Below are 18,493 nucleotides of genomic sequence, written 5' to 3' on the forward strand. Positions count from 1 at the left end.
AATATTCGCCCCTCGCACAGTTAAAGCTCAGTCGTTATTTCAACAGCGCGTTAGCCTTGGCTACCACATTGTCGACGGTGAAGCCGAACTCTTTGAACAACAGCTCTGCCGGAGCAGACTCACCGAAGGTGGTCATGCCCACGATAGCGCCGTTCAGGCCAACATACTTGTACCAGTAATCCGCGATACCCGCTTCCACTGCTACGCGAGCGGAAACTGCCGCTGGCAGCACAGATTCACGGTAGGCCGCATCCTGCTTGTCGAAGGCGTCGGTAGACGGCATGGATACCACGCGCACTTTACGCCCTTCGGCGGTCAGCTTGTCGGCAGCTTCAACGGTGATGCCCACTTCAGAACCGGTAGCAATCAGGATCACGTCCGGAGTACCTGCGCAGTCTTTCAGCACATAACCACCGCGATAAACGTTCGCCAATTGCTCGGCGGTACGTGGCTGCTGGGTCAGGTTCTGGCGGGAGAACACCAGCGTGGTCGGGCCATCATTGCGCTCGATGCCGTACTGCCAAGCGACAGCGGATTCCACTTGGTCACAAGGACGCCAGGTGCTCATGTTCGGAGTCACGCGCAGGCTGGCCAATTGCTCAACCGGCTGGTGCGTCGGGCCATCTTCGCCCAGACCGATAGAGTCGTGGGTGTAGACGAACACGTTGCGGATTTTCATCAGCGCAGCCATACGCACCGCGTTACGGGCGTATTCCACGAACATCAGGAAGGTTGCAGAGTACGGCAGGAAACCACCGTGCAGCGCGATACCGTTGGTGATGGCGGTCATGCCGAATTCGCGCACGCCGTAATGAATGTAGTTACCCGCCAGATCGTCACCCAGAGACTTGGAGCCGGACCACATGGTCAGGTTACTTGGTGCCAGATCCGCAGAACCACCGAGGAATTCAGGCAGCAGTTTGCCGAAGGCTTCCAGTGAGTTCTGTGATGCCTTACGGCTGGCGATGTTGGCTGGGTTAGCCTGCAACTGCTCAACGAATTTCTTCGCTTCCGCTTTCCAGTTGGCTGGCAGTTCACCGCTGGTGCGGCGTTTGAACTCTGCGGCCAGTTCCGGGAAGGCTTTGGTGTAAGCGGCCAGTTTCTCGTTCCAGGCGGCTTCTTTAGCCTTACCAGCTTCTTTGGCATCCCACTGGGCATAAATGTCCTGCGGGATTTCGAAGGCAGCGTATTTCCAGCCCAGAGCTTCACGGGTAGCCGCAACTTCGGCTGCGCCCAGTGGAGCACCGTGGGAATCATGGGTGCCCGCTTTATGTGGTGAACCGAAGCCAATCACGGTTTTGCACATCAGCAGGGAAGGTTTGTCGGTGACCTTATGGGCTTCTTCGATCGCGGCTTTGATAGAGTCGCTGTTGTGGCCGTCAACGCCACGCACCACGTGCCAGCCATAGGCTTCGAAACGCTTGGCGGTATCGTCGGTGAACCAGCCTTCTACGTGGCCGTCGATGGAGATACCGTTGTCATCATAGAACGCAGTCAGTTTGCCCAGCTTCATGGTACCAGCCAGGGAACAGACTTCGTGAGAGATGCCTTCCATCATGCAGCCATCGCCCATGAAGGCGTAGGTGTGGTGGTCAACAATGTCGTGGCCCGGGCGGTTGAACTGCGCGGCCAGCGTACGTTCGGCAATGGCGAAACCGATCGCGTTGGCGATCCCCTGGCCCAGCGGACCGGTGGTGGTTTCTACGCCTGGGGTATAACCATATTCTGGGTGACCCGGAGTTTTGGAATGCAGCTGGCGGAAGTTTTCCAGCTCGCTCATCGGCAGATCGTAGCCGGTGAGGTGCAACAGGCTGTAAATCAGCATTGAGCCATGGCCGTTAGACAACACGAAACGGTCGCGGTCAGCCCAGTGCGGGTTAGTCGGGTTGTGGTTCAGGTAGTCACGCCACAGGACTTCGGCGATATCTGCCATGCCCATAGGGGCACCCGGGTGGCCGGAATTGGCTTTTTGTACGGCATCCATGCTAAGTGCGCGAATGGCGTTGGCAAGCTCTTTACGAGAGGACATGTTTTACTCCAGGTCGGATTAAAAAAGCGATCAAGATTTCTATTTTCTCAGACTCGGCATTGAAACAGCAATCCCTAATACCGAATGAGAGCGAGTTCATCACTAATGCGCACGTTCGGAACACATTTCGGAATATAGCTATTTCGACCAAGCCTGCCGTACACTAGGCTATGCGCAGAATAATGGCAGCAGATCTCCCCCTTAACTATCACAGGACGATAGAACGATGAAAATCCGTACTTCTTTGATTGCACTGAGCATTACTGCTTTATTGAGCGGCTGTCAAAACCTTAATACCGATACCCTACTACAATCCGGCGCCCAGGCCTACCAGGCGGCGACGCTGAGCGATAGCGACGTCAAGGCACTCAGTGATAAATCCTGCGCAGAGATGGATAGCCAGGAGCAAATTGCGCCAGCAAGCAGCGACTATACCAAGCGCCTGAACAAGATTGCCGCAGCGTTGGGGGATAACATCAACGGTACCCCTGCAAACTACAAGGTTTACGTGACCAAAGACGTCAATGCCTGGGCGATGGCTAACGGCTGTATCCGCGTCTACAGCGGCCTGATGGACATGATGGATGATAACGAAGTCGAAGGCGTACTGGGCCATGAAATGGGCCACGTTGCGCTGGGCCACACTCGTAAAGCCATGCAGGTCGCTTATGGGACCGTGGCATTACGTACCGCAGCATCTTCAGCTGGCGGCGTAGCAGCCTCACTGTCTCAGTCGCAGTTGGCCGATCTGGGCGAAAAACTGGTCAATGCCCAGTTCTCACAAAAACAGGAAAGTGAAGCGGATGATTACTCGTTCGATCTGCTGAAAAAACGCGGCATCAATCCTGCAGGCCTGGCCACCAGTTTCGATAAACTGGCGAAATTAGACGGTGGTCATGAAAGCAGCATGTTTGACAGCCACCCAACTTCCGAAGCCCGTGCCAAGCACATTCGCGATCGCATCGCCGCCGGTAAGTAACGCTATGTTCCCTCTCTTGGGAGTACGTCTCTAGAGAGGGAACCGAGCAAGCAATCAGTACAGCTTCTGCGGTGGGCCAGCGAAGGTCAACGGCCCAACGCTTTTCATATCAACCTCTACCACCGATGGCCCAGGGTAATTAATCGCCTCCGCCAGCACGCCACCAAACTGCGCGGCATCGCTCACTTTCCAGGCTTTCAGCCCCATCGCTTCCGCTACCTGGCAGAACGCCGGAGTATGCAGTTCGTTATAATACTGGCGTCCAGAGAAATACTTGTCCTGAATGCCACGCATCACGCCATAGCCGCCGTCGTTCATGATCAGCAAAGTGATATTGGCCTGTTCCTGCGCCATGGTTGCCAGTTCCCCCAGGCCCAGCGCCAAACCGCCGTCCCCGACCAAGCCAACCACCTTACGCTGCGGGTTGGCAATGGCCGTGCCGATCGCCATCGGTAACCCCATGCCGATCGCCCCGGCCAGCGAGTGAATATTGCATAAAGGCGAGATGGCCCGGAACAGGCGGCTACCCCATACGCTGCCAGAAACGGTGATATCACGTACCAGCAGGCCATCCTGCGGCAGCGCGGCGGCGATGGCATCGTTCAATTTGGCGTACTCACCAGACTGCTGGCGCAGCGCCGTTTCGGCCAACTCAACCGCACGGCCAATCTCGGCATCCCACTCGGCATTCACCTTCTCGCCGGGGGCCAGGCGTGCTGCCAGCGCACTCAGCAAGGCGGAACAGTCGCCATAAACCTGCTCATCCGCCAGATAATTGCGGTTGGCCGCTGCCGGATCGATATCAATCTGTACCAACGGGCGAGGTAGTGGCAGTGACCAGGTACGAGTTTCGTTACTCCGCAGGCGGGAACCGGCCACCAGCGTCAAATCACACTGCGTCAGGATTGCCTCTACGCTTGGCGAGTTGTGGAAGGCCCGCAGGCTGCGCGGATGGCTATCCGGTAAAATCCCACGCCCATGGGTGCTGGAGATCACGACCACACCGGCATCCGCCAACTGTTTCACCGCCTCACGACAGGCCAGCGCACCACCACCGACCCACAGCAATGGACGCTTGGCACGCTTCACCTGTTGGTAAAGACGTTCAACCGCAGCTTCGTCCGCAGCAGGCAGAGCAGGAGGCAGCACCACCTTCCCTACCAGGCTGGCGGGAACCAGGCTGTTCTGAATATCGATCGGGATCTCGACCGCCACCGGGCCACAAGGCACGGTCTGCGCATCCAGAATGGCGCGCTGGATCACCGCGACCGCCTGCTCCGGCGAGTTCACCCGATAAGCCTGTTTAGAACAGGCGCGCAGGAAGCCCAGTTGATCCTTGGTTTCATGGATAAACCCGGCATCCGCATCCAGATAGGCTTTCTCTACCTGACCGGTGATATGCAACAGCGGCGTATTGGCATTCAGCGCTTCAATCATCGCACCGACGGCGTTACCGGCTCCGGCTCCGGTACTGGTCAGCGCCACCCCCAAGCCAGAAAAGCGCCCGTGGGCATCGGCCATAGTTACAGCACCTGCCTCACCGCGCGCCGGAACAAAACGGATCGCGCCACGCTGCCCAACGGCATCGGCAATCGGCAGATTATGGATCGAGATGATGCCGTACATTGCCGCCACCTCGTACTGTTCCAACGTTCGGGCTATCGCCTCACCAACCGTAATTTTTTCGCTCATCGTCTGCCTTCTTATTGTCTTCAATCTTTACCCGTCGTCTTTCAAGCTGTAGCGTTGTTATCTGCACTCGCTCACCCCAGTCACTTACTAAAAGTAAGCTCCTGGGGATGAACGAGCTGGTCGCCTAGCTACAACTTGAAATCCATAGGGTAAACAGGGAGTTCTAACCGCGAGTTAATTACTCCAACAGTTAGGTTGGTTGTTAAGGGAGAGATACAAACTCTTTTGCTGCATATAGGCCTGGATGCCATGCAGGCCCTTTTCGCGCCCCAGGCCGCTTTGTTTAAAGCCACCAAACGGTGTGGAAATCGAGAATGTCTTGTAGGTATTGATCCAGACGGTGCCGGTTTCCAGCTGTTCCGCCAGCGCCATCGAGCGGGCAAAATCACGGCTCCAGATCCCGGCAGCCAGGCCATAGATCGAGTCATTGGCCTGTTCGATCAGCTGCTGTTCATCATCAAACGGCAACACCACCAGCACCGGGCCAAAGATCTCTTCCTGGCAAGTGCGGGCACTGTTGCTCAACCCTTCAATAATGGTCGGCAGGTAATAGCTACCCTGAGCCAACTGCGGATCGGCAGGGGCTTCACCGCCAATGAGCACCCGGCCCCCTTCCTGCTGAGCCAAGGCCACGTAGTCCGCCACGCTCTGGCGATGCTTGTGGCTGATCAGTGGGCCGAGGTGAACACCGGCTTGCAGCGGGTTACCAATACGCAGCCCGGCGGTCAGCTCGCATAAACGGGCCAACAGCGGCTGATACAGCGAACGGTGCACAAACAGCCGTGAACCGGCGATACATGCCTGCCCGGCAGAGCTGAAAATGCCGTAGCAGATACCACGAGCAGCCTGTTCCAGATCCGCATCTTCCAGCACGATGGTGGGCGACTTGCCCCCCAACTCTAACGAGGTAGGGATCAGTTTTTCTGCGGCAATATGCGCCAAATGACGGCCCGTGGAAGTCCCGCCGGTGAAGGAGATCTTTTTCACCAACGGATGGCGAGCCAAGGCTTCACCAATCACCGAGCCCTTGCCCGGCAATACGCTGAGCAATCCGGCAGGCAAGCCTGCCTGTTCAAACAGTTCAGCCAGCTTCAGCGCCATTAACGGCGTGGCTTCTGCCGGTTTCAGTACCACCGCATTCCCTGCCGCCAGCGCCGGAGCCACCTTCTGCATTTCACTGGCAATCGGTGAGTTCCACGGCGTGATCGCCGCTATCACGCCCAGCGGCTGATACTGGCTCAGCGTCATCGCGTCACGGTTACGCTGGGTGGGAAGCTCTCCCTCCAGCACCTCACAGGCAGCAGCAAAATAACGAGCCGTAGCCGCCGCACTCATCACCAGACCGCGGGTCTCCGCCAGCGGTTTGCCATTGTCACGGGTTTGCAGCTGCGCCAGGGCTTCCACTTGTTCAGTAATCAAATCGCTGACGCGATGCAGGATCGCCGCGCGCTGATGCGGCACCAGTCCACGCCAGCTCGGATCGCGCCAGGCTTTTTCTGCCGCCGCAACGGCCTCATTCACATCCTCGACGTTGGCCGCTCGCAGGCGAGCATTCACGCTGCCATCAGCCGGGAAAACCGAACTCATCTCTTCGCCGCGCCCTTCGCACCAGCGGCCGGCAAGAAAAATCTTTAACGTTTCCATGCTTTGCTCCTGCCATTCAGGCAATAAAACCGCCGTCCACCAGACTGCGGCAGGCTTGTACCGCACTCAGCGCCGCCAGCGTTGACGTTTTCGGGTTGCTGGCCAGCGGGTTGCCGCACAGCTCAATCTGGAACTCGCCAAACTGGCCACACACCTGTAAGCGGTGAGTATTACGTTGAGTATGCGGATCTACCTGTAAGCGTACCCGCGTGGCATCCATCCCCAAGCCATGCAGCGCAATGGTGGCCGCTACGTTGGCGTTGGCTGGGAACATGCTTGCGGCTTCCCGGGCCGACCCTTCAAAGAACACCTGCGCTTCGCTGACGGCATCCAGATTAATCAGTTTTTCCGCCGGGCTGCCGCGCCAACTGGCCGGGCTTTTGCTGGACTGATAGGTCACACTGTCCAACCCTCCTTCCCGCGCCGAAGCCAAGCCATCCATACCCGCCACCGCACCAGACAGCACAATCAGCCGCCCGTGGTAGCGTGTGCAGGCCTGCTGCAAACGCAGTTGCAATGCAGCATCTGCCAGAGCGCCAGTAGAGATCACTGCCAGCCGCCAGCCACGTTTAACGATGGCCTCACCAAACTCGGCGACTGCCTGCTGGCTGGCACACTCCAGCACCAAATCAGGTTGCTCGGTACACTGGTCAGGATGGGTCAGCGCCTGCACCTGTCCGGCAAACGCAGCGTCGATCTCGGCATGATGCGTTTCCCGTGCCACGATCCAACCGACTGCCACGCCCTCCGGCAGGCGCGCCAGCACCTCTTTTGCCATCGCGCCATAACCAATCATCATGATCTTCTTCATCTTTTCAGTCCCGTCAGAGATGGCGATTGAAACCGCCGGAAACATCCAGCGCCGCACCGGTGGTAAAGGAGGACATGGGGGATGCTAAAAACAGCAGCGCCCGTGCCGGTTCCTGCGGTTTACCTAAACGCCCCATAGGGATGCCACGCCGCTCGGCAATCGCCGCCGTCCACTGTTCCCAGCTTTGTTGTTGATCCTGGCGCTCGGCAAAGCGCCGCCGCCATTGGCCCGACTCCACCATGCCCAGCAGGATGGAATTGACGCGAACCCCTTTGCTCACCAGCTCTTTGGATAAGGTCAGTGTCATGTTGAGCAACGCGGCACGGGCCGCCGAGGTGGCAATCATGTGCTCTTCCGGCTGCAGGGCCAGCAATGAGTTAACGCAGGTAATGGAGGCGATATCTGAACGCTCCAGCGCCGGTAAAAAGGCCTGCACAGGGTTGATCACCCCGAACAGTTTCAGCTCCGCTTCATGCAACCAGGCTTCACGTGGTGTCTGATCGAAATGCGCCACAAACCCCTGCCCGGCGTTGTTGATCAACATATCCACTGCGCCAAAATGCGTGCTGACCTGCTCGGCAAACTTGGCAACCTGCTCGGCGTCGAGCACATCGCAGCGTAACGCCAGGATCTCCGCCTGCGGGAACTCTTCACGCAGGCTGGCCTCGGCGCTGGCCAGTTTGTCCTGATTGCGGCCACAGAAAGCGACTTTCGCCCCTTCGGCCAGCAACAGACGCAGCGTTTCAAAACCGATCCCCGAGGATCCTCCGGTGACCACCGCCACTCGCTGTTCAATCTGAAAATTCATGGTTGGATTGCCCCCGTAAAGTCCTGCAAATAGCGGTTAAACAGCGCTGGCGCATCGAGATAGCTGGCATGCCCCGCCGCATCAATCAGGCGCATTGTCGCATCCTGCTGTTGCGCCAACGTTGCGGCCCCCTGCGGTGGCGTGATGCGATCGACACTGCCACACCACACCTGTAACGGGCCGCGATAGCGCAACAGGTAGCGGTTGATATCATCATTGGCCAGCATCCAGGCGGCACTGAGAAAACCGGCTGGATCAAGTTGCTGCATGCCGCTGCGTACCCAGGCAATATCCTGCGGATCCGCATCTTCACGCAGCAGTGCCGCCGCACGCTGTTCGCCGTAGCCCTGTGGGCCAAGCGTTTCGATCATCTGTTTGCGTTGGCCATACACCTGCTGGCGTTTTTCCAACGGCGCAGTGGCATAACCCTGAGCCGGATCGGCCAGTACCAGTCCACTCAGCCCATCCGGATTGGCAGCGGCAAAGGCACTGCCGATCAACGCACCGAGCGAATGTCCAACGATCAGCGGCTGTTGTAACTCCAACTCGGCGATCAACGCCGCCAGCGCGTTGGCATAAGCGGCAGCATCTGGCTCTGTCTGTGCCAACGCGGCGCTACCGCCATAACCCGGAGCATCCCAGGCAATCAGGCAGTGTCCGTCGGTCAGGGCGCGATCGCTGAACTGCTTCACCCACGAAGCAGAACCGGAACTGATGCCATGCAGCAGCACTACTGCCCGACCATGCCCGGCTTCGCGCCAACTTAGCCGCTGGCCTCCACAATCCGCCTGCTGGCGTTCCGGTAAACCGTTCATCAGTTACGCTTCACTTTCGACAACGGGTGATCGGCCGGGTAAGTCGGGGTTTCCGGCTTGGCAGTACCGAGCATCACGCACATCAGCGCTTCTTCTTCGCCGTGATTGAACAGGCCGCGATAAATCCCCGCCGGAACAGAAATCAGATCGCGCTCTTTCAGGATGGTTTCGTAATACTCTTCACCGTCCTGGATCATCAGCGTGATCTTGCCTTTGAGCATAAAGAACACTTCTTCAACGTCGTCATGCAGGTGCAATGGCCCCTCACATTTCGACGGCAGCACCATGGTGGAGAAGGTAAAGTTCCCCGCCGGAATGGTGTTGGTGTCGCTGACGACGCCGGTGGCACCGGTGCCGATATAACGCATCTGCGCACGGCGGTACTTCGGATCGTAATCGGCCTGGAACTTCAGTGCATTCCAGTCATATTTACGGCCTTCAAAACGGGCGATACGCGATTCCACCCAGTTTTCCATCGTCAGATCCTGCGGCTTGATGCCGGCTTTATTCTCAACCTGGGACATGTTGTCTCTCCTTCGTTGCATCAATACTTATTCAGTAACGGCAGCAGAATGGCGCAGCCGACAAAGGCCATCACCACCAGGAACAGCAAACCGTTATCCATATTGCCGGTGGCGGCGATCAGTGCCCCCATCAGCACCGGTGCCAATGCACCGGCAAAATTACCCAATCCGTTAAATACCCCGCCAGCGGTGGCGCTCACCCGGCTGCTGGTGGCCTTGGCCAACAGCGCGAAGATGTTTGGCGCACCGGCTCCCCACATAAAGGTGCTGAAGGACATGGCGGCGATCACGCTGTAGGTGCCCTGCATATACAGAACGACACCCAAACCGATCCCGGCACCGCACAGCGAGATGAAACAGGCCAACGCGCGGCGATCCATCTTGTCCGACAGCCAGGCCCCCACCACCTCGCCAAGCAACATGGCAATAAACGGCAGTGACGACAGGTATCCGGCGTGCTCCAGATGAATGCCTTTGCCTTCGATCAGATAGCTCGGCAGCCAGCCGTTCATGCCCCACAGGTAGGTAAGAAATGCGATGTTAAACAGGCAAATCATCCAAAAATGCGGGGTGCTGAACAGTTCACGGCGCAGCTGTTTACGCTCGGCAACGGCCGGTTTACTGGTGGTGCTGGCAGCCGGGCGCGCCACGTTCAGGTGACGCATGCCAAACAGCACCAACAACATCACCGGCACGGTCAGAAACGCCATAAAGAAGAAGGTGGTTTCCCAGTTAAAGCGGCTGAGAATGAACAGCGTGACCGGGAAGCCCAGCGCCGCGCCAATCGGGGTTCCCAGCAGCCACAGCATGGTGGCACGCGCCTGGAGACGTTGCGGAAAAGCCTGGCGCACGATGGCATAGGCCATTGGCAACAGCGGCCCTTCGGCGATGCCCAGCAGGATACGCAGCGTCATCATGGTGTGATAAGAGCGCGTCATCCCCATCAGCACCATCAGCACGCCCCAGGTCACCATCATGCCAATCAGCACTTTGACCGGATTGAGCCGATCGCCAATGCCGCTCAACAACATCGAAGAGAAGCCGTAGGAGAACAAAAAGGCGCTCATCAGCAGCCCGAGCCGGGTGGGATCAAAGCCGATGCCCATCGCCTGCTGAAACTGGTGGTCAGAAAACAGCGCGGCAATGCTGATCTTGTCGAAAAACGCCAACAGCACACAGGCAAACAGGGCTGCCGGCACCGACCAACGCACGCTGGTTGGTGAATTTTCGGCAACAGCATCCCCCACCCGACCGCTGCGGGCGTCGATATCTTGCGTAGTCATAAAACGCTCCCTTTGGGTCGGGCGTTATTTCAACGCCATCAGAGAAAATTCCACATCCGCCAGTTGCTGCGGATCCAGTACCCGGCCGCTGGCCAGCCAGCGTTTACCCAGCTTGATGGTGCGCGCGTCGTTAAACGCCACCAGTTGCACCAGTTGCCGATCGGCATTCAGGGTGAAGAACAGTTGTGACTGCGGCGTGCGGCGCACTATCTGGTGAACGCCGCCGGTAGGGACGCCCAGAATTTGGATATTGGCGTCGTATTGATCCGACCACAGCCAGGCAACATCATCGTAAGGGGCGGCAAACGCATCCAACATCGCGCAAGCGGTGCTGATCGCCTGATTCTGTGCGTAGGCCCAGGATTGGAGACACAGGCCTAGGGTCGGATGGCGCGCAACATCGCCTGCGGCAAAAATGGCCGGGTGGCTGGTACGCCCTTGCCCATCGACGACGATCCCGCCTTCAAGCTTCAGCCCGGCGCTGTGGGCCAGTTCCAGATTCAGCTCAACGCCGATGCCGACAACCACCAGGTCGAAGGGCCGCGCGGCACTGCTGGCGCTGCCAATCCAGGCTTCACCCTCGCGATCTTCAAGCGTGATCTCGCCGCAGTCGCAATGCACGGTGACGCCTTGCTGTTGATGCAGTTCCAACAACGCCTGGGAAACGCCAGCCCCTACGCTACGCATACACAGCGCGGGTTGGCGCTCAAACACCGTCACGTCAACACCCAGCTTGCGGGCCGAGGCGGCAATCTCCAGCCCGATCCAGCCACCACCCACAATCGCCAGCTTTTGGCATTGCTGTAGGCCCTGGCGCAGGCGTGCCGCATCATCCCAAGAACGCAGGGTCATTACTCGCGGGTGTTTGGCCCAGTTGGCATCTGGCAGGCGTGGTCGGCCACCGGTGGCGATCAGCAGTTGATCGAACTGCAACTGGCTGCCGTCGCTGAGCGTGACGATTTGCTGCTGTCCGTCGATGGCTTCGGCACGAAGTGGGCGGTACCAGTCGATATTCATCCCGGCGACCACCTCTTCACTGAACAGGCGGCTGAGTGGTGCACTGCCATCCAACAGCGCCGCCTTGGAGAGCGGTGGACGTTCGTAAAAATCATAAGGCTCGTCACTGATCACCGACAACCTGCCGCTATAACCGCGATCGCGCAGCGTTTTCGCCGCCCAACCACCGGCCTGACCGCCGCCGATAATGACAATGCCTGCACGGGTTGGTTGGCTCATACCGCCCCCGGCTTCTTATGTTGGCGGCGGGTATCGTGATCGATCCCGCCTTCGACCGCCCATTCGGTAAACGACACCAGCGAATGCTCAAGCTCACGCGGCTGCCAGTTTTCCGTCAGGTAGTCATCATTGGTGTAATACTCAAAGGCACCGCCGGTCGGGCTGTTGACGTACCAAAAATAGGCCGAGGAGATCGGGTGGCGGCCTGGACCAATAAAGGTGCTCCACTGCTCTTTATTCATCGCGATGCCACCGCCGATCACTTCATGGATATCGCGTACGGTGAAGGCGACGTGGTTCAGGCCCCGTGGGCGGTTAGGCAGTTTCAGCAGGAACAGGTTGTGATGGCCACCCCGAGCCTGGGTGCGCAGGAAGACGGCGCGATCGATATAGCGATCGGAAACCTGGAAGCCGAGCAGATCGCAGTAGAAGCGTTCGGTAGCAGCCAAATCCTCAACGAAGAATACTACGTGGCCGATATTGACCGGCTCGGCTTTGGCATAAACCGGGCTAGGCTGGTCGATGCGGCGTACATCGCCCCATTGGTTGATCGGCGAAACGGGCAGTTCCACCGGTTGCTGCGCCGTAACGGCAAAACGCAGCGTCATACCGTTGGGATCGCGACATTCCAGTTCTTCGTCAACGTGGCGAAAGCCTGGCATCTGCGCCAACAGGGGTTGCAACGCAGCCAGCGCGGCAGGGCTTTCAACCGCCCAGGTCATGCGGCGCAAGGTAGAACCTGCCTCAAACGCGGCCGGTAAGACCTCGCTGTCTTGCGGATACAGCACCACGCTAGCCCCGCTCAACGTGGTAAATTCACGGCGCGGTTCGCCCCAATGCTGTAGCGTCGGTTGCAGACCGAAGTCCTGCATGAATTTTTCGCACGTTGGTAGATCTTCGACGCCAAATTCCAGCTTTTCGATTCCGGTTATGCTCATTATTGTGCCTCACGTTCTCGCTGAATGCGTTTTTCAGGCATGATCGACCCCGGCCCATGAAGCCCATGAGTCTTATCCCTGCCTGAGTGATTGGTAATGGGCGACTAGCTTCGCCCAGACAACAAAGCGTTCGGCCGGTTAGCCGACGTTAGCCTGCGGTGGCGCGCCCAACAGGCCGGAAATTTTCACTGCAGCGTCCCGGACTTCCATGCGCAACCGCTCGCGATCCGCCTTCGGGATCTCATCGGAAGGCACCATAATGCTGACCACCGCTTCCACCCGCTGTTCACGGTTAAAGATCGGATAGACGATCGAGGAAATGCCATGGCGGAAGAAGGATTCGCCAATCACATAGCCACGAGCCTTATCCTGTTGCACCATCTGCCACAGCGCTTCGCGATTGGCCGGTGTCCCTGGTGCCGCATCGGGCAAGGCTTCATGCGGGAACAGGCGTTCAAACTCTTCCCGGCTGGTGCTGGTCAGCAGCATACGGCCAAGAGAGGTGCGGTGCGCTGGTAAACGGGTACCGACGCTTACCTGGTTGATCTGCGAGCCAGCCGCACTGACGCGGGCGATATAGATCACGTCATGCCCATCGCGGATCGCCAGATGGCTGCTGCATTGGCTGCGATCGCGCAGTTGCTCGATCACCGGTTGGCCAGCCTGGGCCACGTCCAGCGAGGCGATATACTCAAAGCCCAGACGCAGCACTTTGATCCCCAACGCAAAGGTGTTGGTGCGTGGATTGCGCTCCAAAAAGCCCAGATGCTCCAGCGTTTGCACCACGCGGTAGGCGGTTGCCTTTGGCATATCGACCAGGCGATGTAATTCTGCAAAGGTCATTTCCTTATGCTGCTCGCCAAAGGCCAGCAACAGTTGTAACCCGCGATCCAGCCCCGGGATCAGATATTTACACGCTTGATCGTCTGCCATGTGCTGCTCCTAAATGTTTGCCTGTCCGTCAGGCGGTCAGTTAAACACGAAACCACCGTTGACCGGTATCAGTTGGCCGGTGACAAAATCCGCCAGCGGCGACAGCAGATAGAGCACGCTACCGGTCACATCGTCCGGATGCTGTGCACCTGCCAGTGCCCGGCCTTGCTCGTAAAGCTGATGCCGTTCGGCAGGGACATACTCAGTGGCTTCAACGCGCGTCAAGCCCGGTGCTATGGCGTTGACGCAGATGCCCTGTGGCCCCAGCTCACGTGCCATGGAGCGGGTCATCGAGATGATCGCCCCTTTGCTCGCCACATAGGCCATCAGTTTCGGCGCACCCCACAAAGCGGTATCCGAGGCAACATTGACGATTTTGGCATGCGGCGTTTGGGCCAATAATGGCACCGCCGCCTGACTCACCAACCAGGTCCCCCGCACGTTGACCTGCATGACCTTGTCCCACAGATCAATGTCGTATTCCATCATGGTTTTGCCACCGACACCGGTTGCCATCGCGGCGTTGTTCACCAGCCCGTCGATCGCGCCGCCCTTGGCAATCGCACTGAACGCCGCAGTGATGGATTGTGGTGAAGCCAGATCGATAACCTGAGCTTCAACCTGTGCCCCCTGCTCACGCAGGCTGGCGGCGCTGTCCTGCAACTCCTCCGCCAGGATATCGCACATCACCACGCTGGCCCCGGCCTGAGCCACCGCAGCGGCAAAGCTGCGCCCCAGCCCACGTGCCGCTCCGGTGACTACGATACGTTTTCCTGCCAGCAAGCCGCTCACTGTGCCGCCTCCAGCTCGCTGAGCGTTGCCAGCTGCTTTTGTGCCTCTTTCTGCATCATACGGCGCAGGCGGGAGAGGCCCACGTCATGCTGATACAGGTATTCACGACCGCGCGCGTTCGGTGCCATGTTCTCCAGCACGATGCGATCCTGCTCCAGTACGTCCCAGTGCAGTTCTTCCAGACGGTTGCGGTACATAAAGCGCCACGCGTCACGCTGCCAGTCTTTCACTTTGCGGATACGCCAGAAGAATACCCGGCAGTGATCTTTATCTTCCGGCACCACCATGCCGATGATCCAGAAATGGCCGCCTGGCCCAAAACGCTTTTTGTAAGGGATCGACAGGCGCATCCAATAGGCACCGCTGCTGCCAAATTCGACCCAGTCGAAGTTCACGCCAATCTGGCCGTTCTTTTTAAAGATGAAACCGCTATCGGTAGGTTCCAGCGCCATATCGGCCTTGCGATCCCCTTCCGCCATCGAATGCGATGAGGAGTGCAGGTAGGTGCCATGCATCGGATCCATCACGTTTTCCAATGCGTATTGATAGTTACAGTCCCAGCTGGCGGTACACAGGAAGTTACTGTAGTTGGCCTCATCCGCCAGTTCCTGCGGGAAGCTCAGTTCGGCAGGCTGTTCATCGGCAGTGACGCCGAAATACAGGAACACCGCACCGTAAGCCTCTTTTGCCGGGTAGGATTTCAGGCATTTCTGCCCCACCAGCGGGCAACGGTCCACCGCTGGCACATCTTTAACCTCGCCATCGCCACCCACTTCAACGCCGTGATACCAGCAGGCAATGCGATCGCCAAGGTTCCAGCCCATCGACAGGCGCGCGCCACGATGCGGACAACGATCTTCCAGTGCGTGGATCGCCCCCTGTTTATCGCGCCACACCACGATCTGTTGTTCAAGACGGGTGATGCCCACCGGGTTGTTACCCACTTCCCAACTGGCCAATACCGGGTACCACATACCGCGCAGGCCCTGATCCAGATAGTCTTGTACCGTCTGCGCGGAGGATGTTGTGTTTGCTGTCATTGTCCTTCTCCCTGTGCGGCTCAGAAACCGTTGACGTGTAGGAATTCGCGGAACGTGGCTTCATTCCATGGCTGACCACTGCGATCGAACAGGCGACGCTGATTGAGCGCGCTGACGATCTGCTCCAGCTCCTCAGCCCCTTGCTCGAAGATCTCTTCCAGCGCGGCCACCAGCGAGGTTTCAAACCCGTCTGGTACACGTGCCCGGGTTTGCCAGATCACATTCTGAAACTGGCCGGGTTGGTGGATTTGGCCGTTGCCGCCCTCACGCGCCGGGATCACCTGTTGGGTATCCGGCAGCCAAGGGTTGAAATCGGTAATGTGCTGCATGCTTATTCCTCCGCGATAAAGGTGATTTGGATTTGATTGTCGATCACCCGGGTAGGGTAGGTTTGCAGATCACGGCCACCGGGTTCGCGCAGGCATTGGCCGCTACGCACATCGAACACCGCTTCGTGCAGTGGACACTCCACTTTTCCGTCATCAACAAACCCTTGGCTGAGCAAGGCATAGGCATGCGGGCAAACGTCTTCCAGCGCGTAATATTGACCGTCGATCAAATAGACGCCGACCTCTTTTCCCTCAATATTGGCGGAGAAAGGAAAATCTTCTTTAACTTGAGACACTTCGCACACGTTCTTCCAGCTCATTGCTTCTGTCCTCTATCTGATTGTTTCATATATGAAACTCAGTTTCTTATTTAATACAGTCACTATAGGTATGGCGAATCTTTCGTCAAGCCAGCAAAGGGAAGAATGTTAATGATTGGTTATTTTAAAGTTACAACTGCGGAGTGGATCACGAAAAAATGCACTGGGGGTGAAAACAAGATAATAGGGCCGGGCGCAGCATGCAGCGCCCCTACGGTTGGATATGTTCGCCCCTATAAGAAAAAGGCCCCAGTCATGATGACTGAGGCCGTTTAATCAGCAGTGATTTGTGGAGGTGCCGCATGCAGCGCCCGTTTCAGCGCCCTTTCTTTTTGCGCCCAGGCTGAGCAAAACGCTTACGCGCCGGTGCTTGACTGCCCGCTTTATCCGCGGCTTTCTGCCCGCTGCTCGCCGGTTTTTTCACCGCAGGCTTGGGCTTGGCCGCTTTCTTGGTCGGTTTAGCCTCTGAGGACGAGTCCTCAATCAACTTAAACAGCTCAACCAGCTCGTCGTCCGTCAAATCGCGCCACTCCCCTAACGGCAGCCCAGACAGGCCCACGTTCATGATGCGGGTGCGCTCCAACTTGGTCACTTCATAACCGAAATGCTCACACATACGGCGGATCTGGCGGTTAAGCCCCTGCACCAGCACGATACGGAACACAAAGGGGGCTTCTTTCTTCACCTTGCATTTCTTGGTCACCGTGCCCAGCATCGGCACTCCGGCACCCAAACCACGGATAAAATCGTCGGTCACCGGTTTGTTAACCGTGACCAGATATTCCTTCTCGTGATCGTTACCGGCACGCAGGATCTTGTTCACCAGATCGCCGTGGTTGGTGAGGAAGATCAGCCCCTGCGAGTCTTTATCCAAGCGCCCGATCGGGAAGACACGGGTACTGTGGTTGACGAAATCGACAATATTGTCTTTCTCACCGTCTTCGGTGGTGCTGACGATACCCACCGGCTTGTTCAGCGCAATAAAAATCAGGTTGTCTTCGTTACGGGGTTCAATAAGCTGCCCGTTAACCTTGACCACATCGCCAGCGAATACCCGATCGCCGAGCGCTACGCGCTTACCGTTGATAAAAACATTGCCCTGTTCGATGTAACGATCGGCATCGCGACGCGAGCAGATGCCGCTCTCGCTAATATATTTGTTGAGGCGTATAGATGGTTTAGTCAGCACGGTTCCTCCGTAAACGCGAAATACACTTTATCTTCACGGCAATATTTTCATGATGGGTTGACGGGTAAGGGCCGCTGCCAAGCGGGCGCAGCATGCAGCGCCCCTACGGTCGACTATGTACGACCCCTACCCATTCAGCAAACTGATTTAGCCCTGCTTTTTGGCAGCTTGCAGATACAACATTTCCAGACCCAAGGTCGCCGCAGCCAGTGCGGTGATCTCTGACTGGTCGTAAGCCGGAGCTACTTCTACCACATCCATGCCGACAATGTTCAGCGACTGCATACCACGCACCAGTTTCAGGGCGCGATCGGAGGTCAGGCCGCCGATCACCGGGGTGCCGGTGCCAGGTGCGAAAGCCGGATCCAGGCAGTCGATATCGAAGGTCAGATAAACCGGCATATCGCCAACGATCTGTTTGATCTGCGCCAGCAGATCGTCCACGCCACGATCGTTAACCTGCGCAGCATCCAGTACGGTGAAGCCGTTGTCACGATCGAACTCGGTACGGATACCGATTTGCACGGAGTGATTGGGATCGATCAGGCCTTCGTTCGGCGCATGGAAGAACATGGTGCCGTGGTCAAACTTGCTGCCGTTGGCATAGGTGTCGGTATGGGCATCGAAATGCACCAGCGCCATTTTGCCAAAATGCTTGGCATGCGCGCGCAGCAACGGCAGCGTCACGAAGTGGTCACCACCGAAAGAGAGCATGCGTTTGCCGGCTGCCAGCAGTTTTTCTGCGTGCGCCTGCAGCTTGTCGCTCATATCCTGGGCATCACCAAAGTTGAATACCACGTCACCACAATCGACCACGTTCAGACGATCGCGCAGATCAAAGTTCCACGGCCAGCGCGCCCCTTCCCATGCCAGATTGGTAGAAACCTGGCGGATCGCCGCAGGGCCATGACGTCCACCGGCACGGCCGGAGGTAGCCATATCAAAAGGAACACCGGTGATCACCCACTCTGCATCGCTATCGTAAGGCATAAAGTTCAGCGGAAAGCGCAGGAAACCAAAGGCGTTGGACACTAAGGAATTATCGGGCTGATGGCCTAAGGTACTCATATTTACCCTCATTTTTCAACGGTTCGCCCGTAGCCGGACGCTTGGGCGGTAGCAAAAAAAAAT

18 protein-coding genes are annotated in these 18,493 nt (G+C 57.7%); 1 reads left to right on the plus strand and 17 read right to left on the minus strand.

The annotated features are described in order from the left end of the window. Nucleotides 1-34: 34 nt before the first annotated feature. A complete protein-coding gene (tkt, locus tag WN53_RS02550; RefSeq protein WP_024484383.1) occupies nt 35-2,029 on the minus strand; it encodes a transketolase in 1,995 nt (664 codons plus the stop codon). Between the two features lie 226 nt (nt 2,030-2,255). Between tkt and loiP the strand changes: the two genes are divergently transcribed. Continuing rightward, on the plus strand, nt 2,256-3,008 hold the full coding sequence (gene loiP / locus WN53_RS02555) for a metalloprotease LoiP (RefSeq protein ID WP_024484382.1): 753 nt from the start codon (nt 2,256-2,258) through the stop codon (nt 3,006-3,008). Between the two features lie 54 nt (nt 3,009-3,062). On the opposite strand, the gene WN53_RS02560 is transcribed toward loiP, so the two are convergent. The 16 genes from WN53_RS02560 to speB form a co-directional block, all read right to left on the minus strand. Beyond that, nucleotides 3,063-4,700 carry a thiamine pyrophosphate-binding protein gene (locus tag WN53_RS02560; RefSeq protein WP_021179772.1) on the minus strand — a complete coding sequence of 546 codons (1,638 nt, stop codon included), beginning with the start codon at nt 4,698-4,700 and terminating at the stop codon, nt 3,063-3,065. 174 nt (nt 4,701-4,874) lie between these two features. Further along, on the minus strand, nt 4,875-6,344 hold the full coding sequence (locus WN53_RS02565) for an aldehyde dehydrogenase (protein WP_024484381.1): 1,470 nt from the start codon (nt 6,342-6,344) through the stop codon (nt 4,875-4,877). 16 nt (nt 6,345-6,360) lie between these two features. Then, complete coding sequence (locus WN53_RS02570) at nt 6,361-7,155, minus strand: aspartate dehydrogenase (protein ID WP_024484380.1); 795 nt, start codon at nt 7,153-7,155, stop codon at nt 6,361-6,363. Between the two features lie 13 nt (nt 7,156-7,168). Further along, complete coding sequence (locus tag WN53_RS02575; protein ID WP_024484379.1) at nt 7,169-7,963, minus strand: SDR family oxidoreductase; 795 nt, start codon at nt 7,961-7,963, stop codon at nt 7,169-7,171. Beyond that, nucleotides 7,960-8,778 carry an alpha/beta fold hydrolase gene (locus tag WN53_RS02580; RefSeq protein ID WP_024484378.1) on the minus strand — a complete coding sequence of 273 codons (819 nt, stop codon included), beginning with the start codon at nt 8,776-8,778 and terminating at the stop codon, nt 7,960-7,962. Before WN53_RS02580 ends, WN53_RS02575 begins: the two co-directional genes overlap by 4 nt. Beyond that, a complete protein-coding gene (locus WN53_RS02585; protein WP_024484377.1) occupies nt 8,778-9,302 on the minus strand; it encodes a cupin domain-containing protein in 525 nt (174 codons plus the stop codon). The genes WN53_RS02580 and WN53_RS02585 overlap by 1 nt, the downstream gene beginning before the upstream one ends. Before the next feature lie 20 nt (nt 9,303-9,322). After that, nucleotides 9,323-10,585, minus strand: coding sequence for an MFS transporter (locus WN53_RS02590; RefSeq protein WP_024484376.1), 1,263 nt, complete (start codon nt 10,583-10,585; stop codon nt 9,323-9,325). Nucleotides 10,586-10,609: 24 nt separating this feature from the next. Further along, entirely contained in the window at nt 10,610-11,821 is a 1,212-nt protein-coding gene (locus tag WN53_RS02595) for an NAD(P)/FAD-dependent oxidoreductase (protein WP_024484375.1), read from the minus strand. Then, on the minus strand, nt 11,818-12,759 hold the full coding sequence (locus WN53_RS02600; protein WP_024484374.1) for a VOC family protein: 942 nt from the start codon (nt 12,757-12,759) through the stop codon (nt 11,818-11,820). The genes WN53_RS02595 and WN53_RS02600 overlap by 4 nt, the downstream gene beginning before the upstream one ends. A 138-nt stretch (nt 12,760-12,897) precedes the next feature. Next, complete coding sequence (locus WN53_RS02605) at nt 12,898-13,692, minus strand: IclR family transcriptional regulator (RefSeq protein ID WP_024484373.1); 795 nt, start codon at nt 13,690-13,692, stop codon at nt 12,898-12,900. A gap of 36 nt (nt 13,693-13,728) precedes the next feature. After that, on the minus strand, nt 13,729-14,484 hold the full coding sequence (locus WN53_RS02610) for an SDR family oxidoreductase (RefSeq protein ID WP_024484372.1): 756 nt from the start codon (nt 14,482-14,484) through the stop codon (nt 13,729-13,731). Next, nucleotides 14,481-15,524 carry an aromatic ring-hydroxylating oxygenase subunit alpha gene (locus WN53_RS02615; RefSeq protein ID WP_024484371.1) on the minus strand — a complete coding sequence of 348 codons (1,044 nt, stop codon included), beginning with the start codon at nt 15,522-15,524 and terminating at the stop codon, nt 14,481-14,483. The genes WN53_RS02610 and WN53_RS02615 overlap by 4 nt, the downstream gene beginning before the upstream one ends. A 20-nt stretch (nt 15,525-15,544) precedes the next feature. Next, on the minus strand, nt 15,545-15,853 hold the full coding sequence (locus tag WN53_RS02620) for a recombinase-like helix-turn-helix domain-containing protein (RefSeq protein WP_024484370.1): 309 nt from the start codon (nt 15,851-15,853) through the stop codon (nt 15,545-15,547). A gap of 2 nt (nt 15,854-15,855) precedes the next feature. Beyond that, nucleotides 15,856-16,173 carry a Rieske (2Fe-2S) protein gene (locus WN53_RS02625; protein WP_021179759.1) on the minus strand — a complete coding sequence of 106 codons (318 nt, stop codon included), beginning with the start codon at nt 16,171-16,173 and terminating at the stop codon, nt 15,856-15,858. A gap of 316 nt (nt 16,174-16,489) precedes the next feature. Further along, complete coding sequence (rluF, locus tag WN53_RS02630; protein ID WP_024484369.1) at nt 16,490-17,362, minus strand: 23S rRNA pseudouridine(2604) synthase RluF; 873 nt, start codon at nt 17,360-17,362, stop codon at nt 16,490-16,492. Nucleotides 17,363-17,509: 147 nt separating this feature from the next. After that, entirely contained in the window at nt 17,510-18,430 is a 921-nt protein-coding gene (gene speB, locus WN53_RS02635) for an agmatinase (protein ID WP_024484368.1), read from the minus strand. Nucleotides 18,431-18,493: the final 63 nt, after the last annotated feature.

The sequence above is a fragment of the Serratia fonticola genome (assembly GCF_001006005.1).
In the GTDB taxonomy this organism is placed as follows: domain Bacteria; phylum Pseudomonadota; class Gammaproteobacteria; order Enterobacterales; family Enterobacteriaceae; genus Chania; species Chania fonticola.